Below are 18119 nucleotides of genomic sequence, written 5' to 3'. Positions count from 1 at the left end.
TTTTCCTATAGTAATGGAAAACCTGCTTTTTTTATTACCTGTTATTTGTTTACGTGTTGTAATACTAATTCAGCTACTGGGCCACCTGAAGCTGGGTTTTGACCAGTGATAACACGAGTATCTTCTACAGCGTAAGCTTCCCAAGGCTGCGTAGCTTTTTCGTAAAGCCCTCCATTTTTAATGAGTTCATCTTCTGTTAAAAATGGAACGAATTGATCTAATTCAGCTAGCTTTTCTTCTTCATTTGAAAATCCTGTTACTTTTTTGCCGCTAATTAAACGTTCTCCATTACTTAATGTGATATGAAATAAACCAGCAGCTCCGTGACAAACAGAGGAAACAATTCCGCCATTTTCATAAATGTTGCGGCTAATCATTTGAAGTTCTTTATTTTCTGGGAAGTCCCAAATTACACCGTGACCGCCTGCGTAATAAATAACAGCGTAGTCTTCTGGATTTACTTCACTCGGCTTCATTGTAGAACCGAGACGATTCATAAATTCTTTCTTTTGATACCATTCCCAATCGATGCTCTCCGCCATTGCTAAGCTATGCGGATCAATCGGTGTATAGCCACCTTGTGGGCTGACATAATCTACTTCGTAACCAGCGTCTTCTACCTTTTTAACGAAATGGACAGCTTCACCAAGCCAAAGACCAGTAGCTCGATTTAAATTTGGATATTTTTCTACGCTCGTTAATACGACTAACATTTTTTTCTTCATCATAATCCTCCTGTAATGTTTCTTCTATATAAAAGTTTTTTATTTGGTTTTATTGAGTTAGAAATTGCAAACTTGCATAAACATGTCAGTCCTCCTTATATCGGATTCGAAATTAGTGTATAACAATTTTTATACAAAGTAAACTAAAAACACTTAATTAGTTTACTTTGTATATTTTTCGTTGACAAACTGTAATGCTGAAATTATGATAGTTCCATGAATATCGAACAACGTACATGTTTCGTTTCAAATTCAGTTTGTCGCGCGATGAATATATACATTTGATGAAGTTGTTTAGTGGTAATAGAGGAGCTAAACAACTTTATTTTTCATTTTTATTTACAGTTACTACAATCAGGAGAGGTGTTACACATGGGGAAAGATATAAGTAACCATTCAAAATGGTTTGTTTTCACATTATGTTTTATCGTTTTATTAGGACCGATGAATGCAGTTTTATTTAATGTAGCGTTAGAGGATATGGCTCGTGATTTATCCATTAGCCAATCGAAGGTAAGTTGGGTTGTAGTAGGGTATTCCTTAGTTGTCGGTATCGGCTCGATGATATATGGGAAGCTGGCTGATCGTTATAGCGTGAAAAAACTATTAATTATTTCAATTATCATATTTGTAGCGGGTTCTATTATTGGATTTGTGAATCAATCTTATACGATTACCATTCTTGCAAGGTTAGTGCAGGCGAGTGGAGGAGCGGCGTTTATTGCACTTAGTATGATTGCAGTGGCGAAATTAGTTGTTCCTGCTAAGAAGCCTGGTGCGTTAGCGATGATTAGTTCTTCTATTGCATTAGCAATAGGTATTGGTCCTTTAGTTGGCGGGGCTATTACGAACACATTGGGGTGGCCATATTTATTTTTATTTATGGTTATTTCAGTAGTGGGGATTTTCTTGCTTTTAAAATTTATGCCGGAAGAAGCGCAGCATACGGATGGAGCGTTTCATTTTGATTACACCGGAGCGGCGTTATTATTTGCATTCATTACGACTGTTTTATTAGGGGTAAATATTAATAGTTGGCTATTTGTGTTATCGGCTGCTTTCTTATTTTTATTCACGGTTCGTATGAAGAACGCGGAACATCCATTTATTGATATTGAGTTGTTTACAAATAAACCATTTCTTCGTTTAATAGCGGTCGGATTTATAATGAATGTGGCGCTATGTGCTAGTTTATTATTATTACCATTATTGTTAGGAAGAGAGCACGGATTATCTCCATTCGTTATCGGAATTGCACTGTTTGTTGCATCACTCTTTGGTATTGTATCTAGTTTTCTTACTGGAAAGATTGTCCCTTCGTTTGGAAATGTGAATATGATTTATGTAGCGTCTGCCATTATGATCGTTGGCTTTTTAATTTTAGGGCTTATTCCAAACGGGAACATTGCTGTTATTGTATTGGCGATTATTTTAACGTTTATGAGTTATTCAGCTATTCAAGTATCAGTAAACACATTTATACCGAAAACATTACATCCAGCTAAAGTTGGAGTCGGTCTTGGTTTATACAATTTAATTAACTTTTTCGGTATGGCATTTGGACCAGCTGTAGCGAGCAAAATTATGGAATCTACAAATAGTTATCGTTTGAATTTTATTTTAATTGTCATGTTAATTTCTGCTCATTTCTTCTTATTAATAGGAATGTCTTCTTTTCAAAAAAAGATGGAGCAATAAATACGTACTTTATTATAGAAGAAACCGACTTTCGTATAGAAGGTCGGTTATTTTTCTGTCTTGCAAATTATGAAAAAAAGGAGCAAAATAAAAAAGGTCCTAGTCTATACAGGTACAAATGAAAATTTTCATACAGAAGCACTTTAAGTGAGCGAACTTAAAGTGTGTAAAATATAATGATAAAATAAGATGATGAATGAGAAAACGGGTGATGAAGTTGAATAGAGCAATCGGTGTTATCGATTCAGGAGTTGGCGGTTTAACAGTAGCGAAGGAATTAATTCGTCAGTTGCCGAAAGAGCGCATTATATATTTAGGGGATACAGCACGTTGCCCTTATGGTCCACGTTCTCGAGAAGAAGTGCGTCAATTTACGTGGGAAATGACGGAGCATTTACTAGATTTGAATATCAAAATGTTAGTTATTGCGTGTAATACAGCAACTGCGGTTGTATTAGAAGAGATGCAGAAACAATTACCAATTCCAGTGGTAGGAGTTATTCACCCAGGATCACGTACAGCTTTAAAAGTGACAAACACGTATCATGTTGGGATTATTGGAACGATTGGAACGGTGAAAAGTGGTGCATACGAAGAAGCGTTAAAGTCTATTAATAACCGTGTTATGGTAGAAAGTTTAGCATGTCCACCTTTCGTTGAGCTTGTAGAGAGTGGCAATTTTGAAAGTGAAATGGCATATGAAGTTGTAAGAGAAACGTTGCAACCGCTGAAAAATACTGATATTGATACACTTATTTTAGGTTGTACACATTATCCGATTTTAGGTCCTGTTATTAAAAAAGTAATGGGAGATAAAGTGCAACTCATTAGTTCAGGTGATGAAACAGCACGCGAAGTAAGTACAATTTTATACCATAGTAAAATGTTGAATGAGGGAGAGGAACAAAGTGATCATCTCTTCTTAACAACAGGAAAAATAGGTCTATTTAAAGAAATTGCATCAAAATGGTTCGGTCAACCGATTGAAAATGTGAAACATATTTATTTAGAAAAAGAATAATAGTAGAATTCATATAAGTGAACTCCTGAGAAATCAGGAGTTTTTTGTTTAGAAGAAGCACAGCTTGTTCTAAAACATGAAACAGCTCGTATACATAATAGTACAAACTTAGATTTTAGGGGGGAATGGCATGCCTAAATCCACTTTTAAATGGGTTGTTGGTGCTACTGTAAGCGCTGTTTTACTAACAGGGTGTGGCTTTATAAATCAGGAGAAAGCAACGGAACAAATTGATCCGCCAAAACAAGTTACGTATACAGAGGGTGGAAAGAAAGAAGTAGCTAAGAAAGATAAGCAAGGACAAATGGTGAATAGAGAACTATACCTTGTTGATAAAAATGGTTATGTTGTACCACAAACGTTAGCTGTACCTACTCCGAAAGCAAATGAGGTTATTCAGCAAACGTTAGAGTACCTTGTGAAAGATGGACCGGTAACGAATTTATTACCGAATGGGTTCCGTGCAGTTATTCCAGCAAATACATCGATGACCTTGGATTTGAAAAAAGATGGGACGGCAGTCATTGATTTCTCTAATGAAATGAAAAACTATGCAAAAGAAGAAGAACGTCAAATTGTTGAGTCAATAGCGTGGACGTTGACGCAATTTAAAGAAGTAAAACAAGTGCAGTTCCAAATAAATGGTGAGAAATTGGCGAAGATGCCTGTTGGTGGTACCCCGCTTGGTGAAGGGGTGAGCCGTGCTAACGGTATCAACTTCGATGACGAGCAAGTAGCGGATGTAACAAATACAAAACCAGTTACACTTTATTTTATGGCACAAAATAATAATAAACAGCAATACTACGTACCCGTAACACGCCGCGTTGTAGAAGGAAAAGAAAATGATTACGCAGCAATTATAGATGAGCTTGTAAAAGGACCGATTCATCAGTCACTTTTAAATGATTTTAATCCAGGAGTTAAGCTTATTACGAACCCGAAATTACAAGATGGAAATCTTACATTAAACTTTAACGAAAATATATTTATAAACCCAGATAAAAATATGGTTTCAAATTACGTATTGAAGTCGTTAGTTTTATCTTTAACAGAAAAGAAAGGCGTGAAAAGTGTTTCTATTGAAGTAAATGGTAAAGCAAATCTTATAGATGAAAAGGGCGGAAAGTTAATAAAACCTGTAGATCGTCCAGAAAACGTGAATACAGGTAGTTTTTAATCGTCAATAATTTGATATACTTAAGTAAGAAAGGGGAATTGCTTTTTGAGTTCCCCTTCTTTTATTGTATACATATCATACATTTAAATTTGGCTATACTAACAAGTAGTTATGAGGAGGTTATTTTTATGCGAGTAGATGGTAGAGAGAAAACAGAATTACGCCATATACTTATTCATACGAATTATTTAAAAAATCCAGAGGGATCAGTATTAATTGAGGTTGGGGATACAAAGGTAATTTGCTCAGCGACAATTGAAGAGCGTGTCCCTCCGTTTATGCGTGGAGAAGGAAAGGGCTGGGTAACAGCTGAATATGCGATGATTCCACGTGCAACAGAACAACGTACAATTAGGGAGTCAAGTAAAGGGAAAGTAACAGGACGTACAATGGAAATCCAGCGCTTAATTGGACGAGCTTTACGTGCGGTAGTTGACCTAGAAGCACTTGGTGAAAGAACAGTTTGGATTGATTGTGATGTTATTCAAGCGGATGGCGGAACGAGAACTGCTTCTATTACAGGTGCATATGTAGCAATGGTATTAGCGTTTGAGAAGTTATTACAAGCAGAAAAAGTATCTAAAATTCCAGTAAAAGATTATTTAGCAGCAACGTCAGTAGGGATTGTTGAAGAACAAGGTGTTGTTTTAGATTTAAACTACGCAGAAGATTCTAAAGCAGATGTGGATATGAACGTAATTATGACTGGAAAAGGTCAGTTTGTTGAAGTGCAAGGAACTGGAGAAGAAGCGACGTTTAGCAGAGCACAGTTAAATGAATTACTTGATGCTGCGGAACAAGGTATTTTCCAACTGATTGACATGCAAAAAGAAGCGTTAGGCGACATCGTATCTCATATAGAGTAGAGGTGGAAAGTATGAAACAAGTTGTTGTAGCGACAAAAAATATGGGGAAAGTGCGTGAATTTGCTGAGTTATTTGAGCGATTTGATTTAGAAGTAAAATCATTACACGATTTTCCTCATATTGAAGAAGTCGAAGAAACTGGTGAAACATTTGAAGAAAATGCAATCTTAAAAGCGGATAGTCTGAGCAAACAGCTGAATGCGATTGTAATTGCGGATGATTCAGGTCTTATTGTAGATGCCTTAAATGGAAAGCCAGGTGTGTATTCAGCTCGTTTTGCTGGAGAGCCGAAGGATGATCAAGCGAATATTGATAAAGTGTTACAAGAATTAAATGAGATAGCGTTTGATAAGCGTAAAGCTCGCTTCTACTGCGCATTAGCAGTGGCTTTCCCTGAAGGTGATAAAAAGCCTGTCATTGTAAATGGGACGTGTGAAGGGTATATTTTAGAACAGCGCCGCGGAGACAACGGCTTTGGATATGATCCGATTTTTTATGTAGAAGAATATAAAAAAGCGATGGCGGAACTAAGCTCAGATGAGAAAAATGCCATTAGTCACCGCGGACGTGCTCTTCGTAAGCTAGAAGAAAAAATCCCTGAATGGTTTTTAGGAGAATAAGGGAGAGAGATTGATGAAAGCTTTAATCGTAAGCGATAGTCATAGCTCTGTGAAGGAATTACAGCAGTTAAAAGAGAAATATGAAGGGAAAGTAGATATCATGATTCATTGCGGTGATTCAGAGCTAACGCCTGCTCATGAAGAGCTGCAAGGTTTCCATGTTGTAAAAGGGAACTGTGATTATGCTAACTTTCAAGATGAAATTGTAACTGATGTAGATGGCATTCGTTTCGTAGTTGTGCACGGACATCGTCATAACGTGAAAATGACATTACAAACATTAGCGTACCACGCAGAAGAGGTAGGGGCGCAAGTTGCATGCTTCGGACACTCTCACGTATTAGGTGCAGAATTAATTGACGGCGTTTTATTTATTAATCCAGGCAGTGTTTTATTACCACGTCAGCGTGTAGAAAAGACATTTGCTTTATTAGAAATGGATGAAAATCAAATGGAAGTTCGTTTTGAAACATTAGACGGACAACTAGTTGAACAAGCAGTTTTTAAAAGAGGATAAGAAAAATTATCCTCTTTTAAAAAAGGTGTTGACTTTATGTATGGTTATACATATAATAAATATTGTCGATAGGGCAACAGCGCTAACGAAGAAAAACAAAATAACATATGCGGGTGTAGTTTAGTGGTAAAACAAGAGCCTTCCAAGCTCTGGTCGAGAGTTCGATTCTCTTCACCCGCTCCATGTCCCAGTAGCTCAGCCGGATAGAGCATACGCCTTCTAAGCGTACGGTCGGGAGTTCGAATCTCTCCTGGGACGCTAACAAAAAACCTTGTTATCTTTTGATAACAAGGTTTTTTGTTTGTCTAAAAATTGATGTATGTGCAAGAAGTGTAAAAAATATAACGTAACATATGATAATTATTATATACAACAGATTAAAGTGCATTAAAAAGAGCGCCGTTTATGCGCCCTGTTCCTCATATTTAATTTAAAGAATCAATAGGTTTATGATGGAACTCGAATTCATATCCAGATTCCCCTAATTAATCACTTAGAATGTTATAAAACTTTTTACAATTCTAGTACGATTGAGCAGCTGTGATCGAAACTTATCCCCGACAGTGTGTTACAATTAATAGAAGCGGAAAGCGAGAATCTCCAATTGACTGGACGTGTGATGGGTTGGACAGTTTAAGAAGGTTGTATAAAAAAGGGAGATGGCGCAAAGATGGCGAGATCAAATGAGAATGATTTAACGGAGAAATTGGCAGAAGGTCACCGAAAATATGGTGATGGCAACTTTACAGTACAGAACATCGGTGATGAAACTAACCCGGATTGGACTGTCGTAAAAAATGTGAGGAAGGGATCGGCAGGCATTCGCGAAGGCGAAGATATATTAAGACTGCGATCAAAATATATAAAATAGTACGGAAATGGGTGCTCAGGAGTTCGAATCTCTCCTGGGGCGCCAAGAAACCCTTGTTATCTTTTGATAACAAGGGTTTTTGTTTAGTTATTAATAAACTTCTCAAATACAAAACCATAATCTTTCAAGTGATATTGTTTCTTCGTATCAACGAGCCAGTTAAAGGCGATTTCATTCATTTCTTTAAACTGCTCTGCTAAATTTACTTGTGCGTTTGAAATACGGCTGAAAGCGTTAGATGCCATATCTAGACTTTTATGTGCATACTGCAATGTAATATCGTTGTCGTATGCGATTTCTTCTATTTTAAGTAAAGCTTTATATAAATCTTTTAATTCTTCAATATGTTTTTTATGAACATCAATTGAATAATGCTCATCTCCCATTTGGAACTTAATTTCTATATCTAAATCAATTGTTCCGGCAGTTTCAAGTGCTACGTTTTTAATTTGATATTTACTATAGCTAAAGCGGCGTAGTGTGCGTTTTTTACTCGTTGCGCTTGTACCATCTAAGTGGAGTAATCCTTTGTTTGTAAAACAATATTCATCTGATTTTGATTTAATTAGAAAATAAATTTTTTCCCCGTCTTCATGCATCACATAATCATCAGCATCAACTTTATCGTAATCTTTCGGTGTGATGACAGATCCTACATCGCTTAGTCCTAATACATCTGCAGCCATTTTTTTAAACATATATATAATCCCCCTTTTAAGTTCTTAATTGTACAAAAATATATTAACACGATTTTAATGAAGTGTTTTCTTATAATTAAAAATATTTGAAGGTAAGTGAAAGACAGTAATGAATATTATTTTGAAAATATGTAAAAAGGTGCTGAGAGAAAAGTTGATTTTGCAAGTGAGTATAGAGAAATTCCGTGAAAGCTCCTCAAGTGATATGAGGTGTTTTTTTATACACTTTGTAAATCTTACAATTCTGTAAGGTAACTGTAAGGAAGTTCGATGGTAACAAATTGCTAATCCTCTATAATAAAGGTAACAACGATAAAACGAGGAGGAAGAAATGATGAAGGGATTAATCGTAACGGGTTTAACAGTTGCTTTTGGATTTGTAGCGTATGAGAAATTAACGTATGTAGTTGATGTTGTAAAACATTTAATCGCTTAGTCAAAAAACTGCCATGAGAGGGAAAGGGAATGAGTGAATGAATGGAATGGTTATTTGGAATTATAGGTACTTGTAGTGTAGTGTTATTGTTCTTTGTCCCGAGTGGTATACTTAGTTCGACAACGAGTTTGTTCTTCTTAAGTTTGTTTGCGTGTACGATGCTTATTATTATGTTTTTAATGAAGCGAAGTAAACCAATCTTCTATTTTAGCATGATTGTTATGGCAATTATTGTTCTCCAAATTATTACCCTTGTTATATACCCCACTATTATAAAAGCTTTCCATTAATGATGAATCCTCTGCCTGAATTGCTGAGGATTTTTGTTTGCACATTTTTAATTTTTAGTAAGGATTTGTTTATATTGAAATATGAAAATTAAATATTTTCATATTTCAAACAAAGGGTTTTGGGATGTTGTGTTCTCATTACTCATTTGATATATTTACTTTAAAGATAATTAAAATCTAGAAAAAGAGGCGGACGTATGGATAAAAAAGAAAATACGGTCGTATTGTTTCCGCAGCTATCAGAGCGATATATTGATGAAGGTTTTTTAGCACTGAAAGAGCGGAAATTCGAAGATGCATTGCGCTGCTTTGAAATATTACGTCAGTATAATGCAGAAACGGAACAAACGGAACTTGCTTCTGTTATTTGTTTGTTAGAATTAAAGCATATGGAAGAAGCGAAAGACAAATGTGAACAGTTACTTGAAACAGGAGCTGTATTATTTGGTGATATTCTTGAAACATATGTGACGATTTTAGTTCAAACAAATGATTATGAAGGTGTTATTGAAACCGTCGAAAAAGTTTTGCAAACGAAAGATATAATGCCTGAGCAAAAGGAAAAATTAGCACAGCTCGCTTTATTTGCAGAAGGTATGTTAAATGAAGTAGATACGTCACTAGTCGATTCGAATTTTGAATTAGATGAGTTTACTAATGAAATGTTTGGAGAAAACTTTGGACAAAAGCTAAGAGCAATTCAGCAACTTTCGTTAAAAGACTTGGATCTTGCATTACCTATTTTAAAGAAATTTTTAATAGACGAAAAACAACACCCTTATTTGAAAACTTCTATTTTGTATAAAATGATAGAAAATCAAATAGAAGAAGAAATAGAGGTAGAAAAGTTTGGAAATACGATGAAGGTGATTCCAGCATTTACAGGTCATAATGAGGAGCAATCCGATAACATTATACATACATTATCAAGCCGATTAGAGCAAAATTATCCCGATATATTTGAAGCGATGGTTACATATTGGAAAGAATTGCGAATTAGCATTTTTCCATTCGCTCTATTAATGGATAAAGTAGAGATTTGGGCTGCTGTTTTAGAGAGAATTGGAAGAAAGCGTTTCGGGTTGACTATTAATGAAGAAGAGCTTATGACAGCGTATAATATTGAATTAGAAGAGTTTCATATTGCCTATCAATGGTTATTACGTGTTGAAAGAGAAGGATATTTGCCCGTATAATTATGAAAAAGAATCGTTCGGTTCTTGAAACGAGCATATTCTATGTTATAATGTAAGGGTTGCAAAAGGCAGAAATCTGCCTGTTTGTAAGAGAAGAGAAGTGTAATTCTCTTACTTAATATGTTTCATATTATTCTCGAACAAAATATACCGTAGTTGTCTTTTAGACAATTAGTAGATTGGAACATTATATCTGAAAGCTTTTGCTAGAGGATTATTTGTACTTTTGTTATTTCAAAAAAGAGATAATGAAGATTTTAATCTATAGAGGTATGTGCATACATTATTATAGTTGGAGGGAAAGAATAAATGGCTACAAAATGGGAAAAATTAGAAGGTAACGTAGGCGTTTTAACAATCGAAGTTGATGCTAAAGAAGTAAACAACTCTATCGACGCTGCATTCAAAAAAGTAGTACAAACAATCAACGTACCAGGTTTCCGTAAAGGAAAAATGCCTCGTCCGTTATTCGAACAACGCTTTGGTATCGAATCTTTATATCAAGATGCTATAGATATCATCTTACCAAAAGCATACGGTGAAGCGATTGATGAAGCTGGTATCTTCCCAGTTGATCATCCTGAAATCAACATCGAGAAGTTCGAAAAAAATGCTAACCTTATCTTCACTGCAAAAGTTACAGTGAAACCTGAAGTTAAATTAGGTGAGTACAAAGGTTTAGCAGTAGAAAAAGTTGAAACAACTGTAACTGACGAAGATGTAGAGAACGAATTAAAATCTTTACAAGAGCGTCAAGCTGAACTAGTTGTTAAAGAAGAAGGAACTGTTGAAAACGGTGATACAGCTGTAATCGACTTCGAAGGTTTCGTTGATGGCGAAGCATTTGAAGGCGGAAAAGGCGAAAACTACTCTCTTGCAATCGGTTCTGGTACATTCATCCCAGGTTTCGAAGAGCAAGTAATTGGTCTTAAATCTGGTGATTCTAAAGAAGTTGAAGTATCATTCCCAGAAGAGTACCACGCTGCTGAATTAGCTGGTAAACCAGCTACATTCAAAGTAACAATTCACGAAATCAAAACAAAAGAACTTCCTGAGTTAAACGACGAGTTCGCTAAAGAAGCTGACGAAGAAGTTGCAACTCTTGATGAATTAAAAACAAAACTTCGTACAAACTTAGAAGAAGGCAAAAAGCACGAAGCTGAGCACAAAGTACGTGACGAAGTAGTAGAATTAGCTGCTGCTAACGCTGAAATCGAAATTCCAGAAGCTATGATCGACACTGAGTTAGATCGTATGGTTCGTGAATTCGAGCAACGTTTAAGCCAACAAGGTATGAACCTTGAGCTTTACTACCAATTCACAGGTACTGACGCTGACAAGTTAAAAGAGCAAATGAAAGAAGACGCTCAAAAACGCGTAAGAATCAACCTTGTTCTTGAAGCTATCATTGAAGCTGAAAACATCGAAGTTACTGAAGAAGAAGTAACTGCAGAAGTTGAAAAAATGGCTGAAATGTACGGTATGCCAGTAGACGCTATCAAGCAAGCTCTTGGAAGTGTAGACGCTTTAGCTGAAGATCTTAAAGTGCGTAAAGCTGTAGATTTCTTAGTAGAAAACGCTGCATAATAAAATAACAAGGCACGATTTTAATCGTGCCTTGTTTTATAAATATAGAAATATATTTATAAAACTTTTCGATGAAGAAGGAAAACTTCCTTTACAAGTCGAATATACATATTTCAAAAGTTTTAAAATTTTTTTATTTGTACATAACTAGTCATATTATTTGTATTTCTCGCCACGTAGTGACATAATATGTATTTACATACGATACATTTATCGTGTACATACGAAGGCAAGAGGTTAGCACTTTGTAAGGGGTGTGAAAATATGTTTAAATTTAATGATGAAAAAGGTCAATTAAAATGTTCTTTCTGTGGTAAAACACAAACGCAAGTTCGAAAGTTAGTTGCAGGTCCAGGTGTTTACATTTGTGACGAGTGTATCGAACTTTGTACTGAAATTGTACAAGAGGAGCTTGCGAAGGACGAAGAAGTAGAATTCAAAGATGTACCGAAACCGGTAGAAATTCGTGAAATCTTAGATGAGTATGTCATCGGACAAGATAACGCGAAAAAAGCACTAGCGGTAGCGGTATATAACCATTACAAACGCATTAATTCTAACAGCAAAATTGATGATGTAGAATTAGCGAAGAGTAATATTTCACTTATTGGGCCAACTGGTAGTGGTAAAACATTATTGGCACAAACATTAGCGCGTATTTTAAATGTTCCATTTGCGATCGCGGACGCAACATCTTTAACAGAAGCTGGATATGTTGGGGAAGATGTAGAAAACATCTTACTAAAATTAATCCAAGCAGCTGATTATGATGTAGAAAAAGCGGAAAAAGGAATCATTTATATTGATGAGATTGATAAAGTGGCACGTAAGTCCGAAAATCCATCAATTACACGTGATGTATCTGGTGAAGGTGTGCAGCAGGCGCTTCTGAAAATTTTAGAAGGTACTGTAGCAAGTGTTCCACCTCAAGGTGGTCGTAAGCATCCGCACCAAGAGTTTATTCAAATTGATACAACGAATATCTTATTCATCTGTGGTGGAGCGTTTGATGGCATCGAGCCAATTATTAAACGTCGTCTTGGTGAAAAAGTAATTGGATTTGGTGCTGAGAAGAAAAATGCTGATGTAAATGAGAAGCATGTTTTATCTCACGTATTACCAGAAGACCTTTTAAGATTTGGTTTAATTCCAGAGTTTATCGGTCGTCTTCCAGTTATTGCGAACCTAGAGCCGCTTGATGAAGATGCTCTTGTTGATATTTTAACGAAACCGAAAAATGCACTTGTTAAGCAATTCCAAAAACTATTGGAGCTTGACGATGTTGAGTTAGAGTTTGAAGAAGGCGCACTAATTGAAATTGCGAAAAAAGCAATTGAACGTAAAACAGGTGCTCGTGGACTTCGTTCTATTATTGAAGGCTTAATGCTGGATGTAATGTTCGAACTTCCATCTCGCAAAGATATTGAGAAGTGTATTCTTACGAAAGAAACAGTAGCTGATAATGCACCACCAAAATTGGTGTTACAAGACGGTACTGTACTTGATACAAAAACATCTGCATAGTGCGAAGGAGAAACAGCAATTTTTATAATTGCTGTTTTTCTTTATGTTTAGCTATGTTCCTCCGCGGAAATACTAAGAGATAAAACATTGCGGGAGGAAATAAATGATGAGCTGGACAAATATATTTTTACTTGTTCAACTTGTTTTTGGTGTAATTGTCGGATTGTATTTTTGGCATTTACTTCGAAATCAGCGAACACAAAAAGTTTCAATTGATCGAGAATCGAAAAAAGAATTAGAACAGCTTCGTAAAATGCGCGAGATTTCTTTAACAGAGCCGCTTGCGGAAAAGGTGCGTCCTACATCCTTTTTAGATATTGTAGGGCAAGAGGACGGGATTAAGTCGTTAAAAGCGGCTCTTTGTGGCCCGAACCCGCAACATGTGATTATATATGGTCCACCAGGTGTTGGGAAGACAGCGGCAGCACGTCTTGTTTTAGAGGAAGCAAAACGAAATCCAAAATCTCCATTTCGCACGAATGCAACATTTATTGAACTGGATGCGACGACAGCTAGGTTTGATGAACGTGGTATTGCAGACCCTTTAATCGGTTCGGTACATGATCCGATTTATCAAGGTGCTGGTGCAATGGGGCAAGCGGGTATTCCGCAACCGAAAAAAGGTGCGGTAACAGATGCACATGGTGGTATTTTGTTTATTGATGAGATTGGTGAACTACACCCGATTCAAATGAACAAAATGTTAAAGGTGCTAGAAGACCGGAAAGTGTTTTTGGAAAGTGCATACTATAGTGAAGAGAATACGATGATTCCAACATATATTCATGACATTTTTCAAAAAGGTTTACCAGCTGATTTTCGCTTAGTTGGGGCGACGACACGTTCGCCGGAGGAGATTCCTCCTGCTATTCGGTCACGCTGCTTAGAAGTATTTTTCCGTGAGTTAGATACAGAAGAGATTCAAAAAGTAGCGAAGAATGCAGCTGACAAAGTGGAAATGCAAATGGGCGAAAATGGTATTGAAATGATTGGGATGTATGCAAGAAATGGACGAGAAGCGATTAATCTTGTGCAAATTTCTGCTGGAATGGCAATAAATGAAGAACGTTCTTTCATTAAAGATGAAGATATAGAGTGGGTTGTTCACTCTAGCCAACTTACACCAAAATATGAAAAACGTATTTATCCTATTCCAAGAATCGGCCTTGTAAATGGACTTGCTGTATACGGACCAAATACAGGCGCGTTATTAGAAATTGAAGTAACAGCAATCAAGGCGAAAGATAAAGGATCGGTAAATGTTACCGGAATTGTTGAAGAGGAAAGTATTGGTAGTCAAACGAAATCCATTCGCCGTAAAAGTATGGCGAAAGGTTCTGTAGATAATGTATTAACGGTACTTCGTTCTCTAGATGTGTTGCCAGAAGGATACGATATACATATTAATTTTCCAGGTGGTATCCCAATTGATGGGCCTTCTGCAGGTATTGCTATGGCAACGGGTGTATATTCAGCAGTGCATCGTACGTATGTGAATAATGAAGTAGCGATGACCGGTGAAATAAGTATACACGGTGAAGTGAAACCTATTGGTGGTGTGTACGCAAAAATAAAAGCTGCGAAAAAAGCAGGTGCGAAGAAAGTTATTATTCCTGCTGAAAACATGCAACCGTTTTTGTACACAATAAAAGGAATTGAAATCATTCCTGTTCGTAAGTTAAAAGAAGTATTTGAGTTAACATTTATGCAGGAAAATATGCATCGAGACATTGATATACATACTACTGTAGATGAAACAGATGCACAATCCATGTGAGAATGAACGATAATAAAATTTGCCAGACTTCGTTTAAGTTTGTATGCTTAAGCGGAGTCTTTTTTCCTTTTTAACAGGGAGAAAAACGAGGGATTTACAATTGCGGAAAATCTCTGCAATTGCATCTAGATGTATTGTAATATAAAATAGTTGAACAGGAGTTTAATTTATTATGGAGGTGCTATGTCTAGTATGAATACGAATGAAAGAATCGTACCCCTCCTACCATTAAGAGGCGTTCTCGTATATCCAACGATGGTTCTGCATCTTGATGTAGGACGTGATAAATCGATACAAGCACTAGAGCAGGCGGCAATGGATGAAAATATCATCTTTTTAGCGATGCAAAAAGAAATGAATATCGATGATCCGAAAGAAGATGACATATATAGTGTAGGTACAGTGGCGAAAGTGAAGCAAATGTTAAAATTGCCGAACGGTACGCTTCGTGTCCTTGTAGAAGGTTTACATAGAGCTGAAGTAGTAGAGTTTATCGAAGAAGAAAATATAGTGCAAGTTTCCATCAAAACGGTAACGGAAGAAGTGGAAGATGATCTAGAAGAGAAAGCTCTTATGCGCACATTACTGGAGCATTTCGAACAATATATTAAAGTTTCGAAAAAAGTTTCAAATGAAACATTTGCAACGGTAGCTGATGTAGAAGAGCCAGGAAGATTATCTGATTTAATTGCTTCTCACTTGCCAATTAAAACGAAGCAGAAACAAGAAATCTTAGAGATTGTATCTGTGAAGGAACGATTACATACACTTATTTCAATTATTCAAGATGAACAAGAGTTACTTAGTTTAGAAAAGAAAATTGGACAAAAAGTGAAACGTTCAATGGAGCGCACGCAAAAAGAATATTTCTTACGTGAGCAAATGAAGGCGATTCAAACTGAACTTGGCGATAAAGAAGGTAAGGGCGGGGAAGTTGAAGAACTTCGTGAGAAGATTGAACAGTCGGGAATGCCGGAAGAAACAATGAAGGCTGCACTGAAAGAATTAGACCGTTATGAAAAATTACCAGCAAGTTCTGCTGAGAGCGGTGTTATTCGTAATTATATGGACTGGTTATTAGCTCTGCCGTGGACAGAAGCAACAGAAGATATGATTGATCTTGCTCATTCTGAAGAGATTTTGAACAAAGATCATTACGGTCTTGAGAAAGTGAAAGAGCGCGTACTTGAATATTTAGCTGTACAGAAGTTAACGAATTCATTAAAAGGACCTATCCTTTGCTTAGTAGGACCTCCTGGAGTCGGGAAAACTTCGTTAGCGCGTTCAATTGCAACATCATTAAATCGTAATTTTGTCCGTGTATCCCTTGGTGGTGTACGTGATGAATCTGAAATCCGTGGTCACCGTCGTACGTATGTTGGAGCGATGCCAGGACGCATTATTCAAGGTATGAAAAAGGCGAAAACAGTTAATCCAGTCTTTTTATTAGATGAGATTGATAAAATGTCTAACGATTTCCGTGGAGATCCATCAGCAGCATTACTTGAAGTGTTAGACCCAGAACAAAATCATAACTTTAGTGATCATTACATTGAAGAACCATATGATTTATCGAAAGTTATGTTTGTAGCCACTGCGAATACACTTTCAAGTATTCCAGGTCCATTGCTTGACCGTATGGAAATTATTTCGATTGCTGGTTATACTGAACTTGAAAAAGTTCACATTGCCCGTGAACATTTATTGCCGAAACAATTAAAAGAGCATGGCTTACGAAAAGGTAATTTACAAGTACGTGATGAAGCGCTTCTTGAAATTATTCGTTATTATACACGTGAGGCTGGTGTTCGTACACTAGAGCGCCAAATTGCAAAAGTTTGTCGTAAAGCAGCAAAAATTATCGTTACAGCAGAACGCAAGCGTATTGTAGTAACAGAGAAAAACATTGTTGATTTACTTGGTAAGCACATATTCCGTTATGGGCAAGCTGAAAAAACAGACCAAGTTGGTATGGCGACAGGGTTAGCGTATACAGCAGCAGGCGGCGATACACTAGCGATTGAAGTGTCTGTAGCGCCAGGTAAAGGGAAATTAATTTTAACAGGGAAACTTGGGGATGTTATGAAAGAATCCGCACAAGCAGCGTTTAGCTATATTCGTTCTCGTGCAGAAGAACTTCAGATTGATCCGAATTTCCATGAGAAAAATGATATTCATATTCATGTTCCAGAAGGAGCAGTTCCAAAAGATGGACCGTCGGCAGGTATTACGATGGCAACGGCACTTATTTCTGCACTAACAGGTATTCCTGTAAGTAAAGAAGTGGGGATGACAGGTGAAATTACACTTCGTGGTCGTGTATTACCAATTGGTGGTTTAAAAGAAAAAACATTAAGTGCTCACCGCGCAGGCTTAACAAAAATTATTTTGCCAGCAGAAAACGAGAAAGATTTAGATGATATTCCAGAAAGCGTAAAAGAAAACCTTACGTTTGTGCTTGCATCTCATTTAGATGAAGTATTGGAGCACGCATTAGTAGGAGTGAAACAATGAAAGTAACAAAAGCAGATATTGTAATTAGTGCTGTTAAACCAGAACAATATCCAGACAGTGATTTACCAGAAATTGCATTAGCAGGTCGTTCAAATGTCGGGAAGTCTTCCTTTATTAATAAAATTTTAAATCGTAAAAAGTTAGTACGTATTTCTTCTAAACCAGGGAAAACGCAAACGCTGAACTTTTTCTTAATCAATGAGATGATGCATTTTGTTGACGTTCCAGGTTATGGATATGCGAAAGTATCTAAATCAGAGCGCGCAGCATGGGGCAAGATGATTGAAACATACTTTACAACGCGTGAGCAATTAGACGCAGCTGTATTAGTAGTTGATTTACGTCACCAACCAACAAACGATGACGTGATGATGTATGATTTCTTAAAGCATTATGAAATCCCAACAATTATTATTGCGACGAAAGCCGATAAAATTCCGAAAGGGAAATGGCAAAAGCATTTAAAAGTTGTAAAAGAAACGCTTGCTGTTGAAATTGGCGATGAAATTGTTCTATTCTCTTCTGAAACAGGACTTGGAAAAGAAGAAGCGTGGAAGGCAATTCATAAAATGACAAAAACAAAAAACGCGTGACGAATG

The 18119-nt window shown here is 36.5% G+C and carries 16 protein-coding genes and 2 tRNA genes; 16 read left to right on the top strand and 2 right to left on the bottom strand.

Features of this window, described 5'->3' with window-relative positions; translation table 11 throughout:
• Positions 1–41: 41 nt before the first annotated feature.
• On the bottom strand, positions 42–725 hold the full coding sequence (locus tag FOT98_RS05940) for a type 1 glutamine amidotransferase domain-containing protein (protein WP_063261293.1): 684 nt from the start codon (positions 723–725) through the stop codon (positions 42–44).
• 372 nt (positions 726–1097) lie between these two features.
• Between FOT98_RS05940 and FOT98_RS05935 the strand changes: the two genes are divergently transcribed.
• The 9 genes from FOT98_RS05935 (at position 1098) to FOT98_RS05895 (ending at position 7498) form a co-directional block, all read left to right on the top strand.
• Positions 1098–2423 (top strand): MFS transporter, encoded by a 1326-nt coding sequence (locus tag FOT98_RS05935; protein ID WP_063261292.1) that lies wholly within the window; start codon positions 1098–1100, stop codon positions 2421–2423.
• Positions 2424–2634: 211 nt separating this feature from the next.
• The gene (racE, locus tag FOT98_RS05930) at positions 2635–3444 is read left to right on the top strand and encodes a glutamate racemase (RefSeq protein WP_000774001.1); all 810 of its coding nucleotides are present in this window, start codon (positions 2635–2637) and stop codon (positions 3442–3444) included.
• A gap of 130 nt (positions 3445–3574) precedes the next feature.
• A complete protein-coding gene (gene gerM / locus FOT98_RS05925; RefSeq protein WP_001126753.1) occupies positions 3575–4624 on the top strand; it encodes a spore germination protein GerM in 1050 nt (349 codons plus the stop codon).
• Positions 4625–4752: 128 nt separating this feature from the next.
• Positions 4753–5490, top strand: a complete 738-nt coding sequence (rph, locus tag FOT98_RS05920; protein WP_063261291.1) for a ribonuclease PH — start codon at positions 4753–4755, stop codon at positions 5488–5490.
• A gap of 11 nt (positions 5491–5501) precedes the next feature.
• Positions 5502–6110, top strand: a complete 609-nt coding sequence (locus tag FOT98_RS05915) for an XTP/dITP diphosphatase (protein WP_063261290.1) — start codon at positions 5502–5504, stop codon at positions 6108–6110.
• A gap of 13 nt (positions 6111–6123) precedes the next feature.
• Positions 6124–6627 (top strand): metallophosphoesterase, encoded by a 504-nt coding sequence (locus tag FOT98_RS05910; protein WP_061677117.1) that lies wholly within the window; start codon positions 6124–6126, stop codon positions 6625–6627.
• Positions 6628–6736: 109 nt separating this feature from the next.
• A tRNA-Gly gene (locus FOT98_RS05905) sits at positions 6737–6810 on the top strand.
• A 1-nt stretch (position 6811) separates the two neighbouring features.
• Positions 6812–6885, top strand: a tRNA-Arg gene (locus FOT98_RS05900).
• Between the two features lie 412 nt (positions 6886–7297).
• Positions 7298–7498, top strand: coding sequence for a hypothetical protein (locus FOT98_RS05895; protein WP_000124458.1), 201 nt, complete (start codon positions 7298–7300; stop codon positions 7496–7498).
• An 83-nt stretch (positions 7499–7581) separates the two neighbouring features.
• Here the strand turns inward: FOT98_RS05895 and FOT98_RS05890 are convergent, their stop codons facing one another.
• On the bottom strand, positions 7582–8196 hold the full coding sequence (locus FOT98_RS05890) for a PH domain-containing protein (protein WP_063261289.1): 615 nt from the start codon (positions 8194–8196) through the stop codon (positions 7582–7584).
• Between the two features lie 477 nt (positions 8197–8673).
• On the opposite strand from FOT98_RS05890, the gene FOT98_RS05885 reads away from it, so the two are divergent.
• The 7 genes from FOT98_RS05885 (at position 8674) to ysxC (ending at position 18113) form a co-directional block, all read left to right on the top strand.
• A complete protein-coding gene (locus FOT98_RS05885; RefSeq protein ID WP_001983650.1) occupies positions 8674–8922 on the top strand; it encodes a hypothetical protein in 249 nt (82 codons plus the stop codon).
• Between the two features lie 197 nt (positions 8923–9119).
• A complete protein-coding gene (locus tag FOT98_RS05880; protein WP_061677122.1) occupies positions 9120–10118 on the top strand; it encodes a hypothetical protein in 999 nt (332 codons plus the stop codon).
• Positions 10119–10427: 309 nt separating this feature from the next.
• Entirely contained in the window at positions 10428–11705 is a 1278-nt protein-coding gene (gene tig / locus FOT98_RS05875) for a trigger factor (protein ID WP_063261288.1), read from the top strand.
• A 264-nt stretch (positions 11706–11969) separates the two neighbouring features.
• Positions 11970–13229, top strand: coding sequence for an ATP-dependent protease ATP-binding subunit ClpX (gene clpX, locus FOT98_RS05870; RefSeq protein ID WP_063261287.1), 1260 nt, complete (start codon positions 11970–11972; stop codon positions 13227–13229).
• Positions 13230–13335: 106 nt separating this feature from the next.
• Positions 13336–15006, top strand: coding sequence for an ATP-dependent protease LonB (lonB, locus tag FOT98_RS05865; RefSeq protein WP_061677509.1), 1671 nt, complete (start codon positions 13336–13338; stop codon positions 15004–15006).
• Positions 15007–15189: 183 nt separating this feature from the next.
• On the top strand, positions 15190–17520 hold the full coding sequence (gene lon, locus FOT98_RS05860) for an endopeptidase La (RefSeq protein ID WP_144290971.1): 2331 nt from the start codon (positions 15190–15192) through the stop codon (positions 17518–17520).
• Positions 17517–18113, top strand: coding sequence for a ribosome biogenesis GTP-binding protein YsxC (gene ysxC / locus FOT98_RS05855; RefSeq protein WP_000869114.1), 597 nt, complete (start codon positions 17517–17519; stop codon positions 18111–18113). The genes lon and ysxC overlap by 4 nt, the downstream gene beginning before the upstream one ends.
• Positions 18114–18119: the final 6 nt, after the last annotated feature.

The organism is Bacillus sp. HY001 (genome assembly GCF_007558965.1).
Taxonomy (GTDB): domain Bacteria; phylum Bacillota; class Bacilli; order Bacillales; family Bacillaceae_G; genus Bacillus_A; species Bacillus_A mobilis.
The sequence above is the reverse complement of the archived record's forward strand: the minus strand, read 5'-3'. Positions and strand labels throughout refer to the sequence as shown.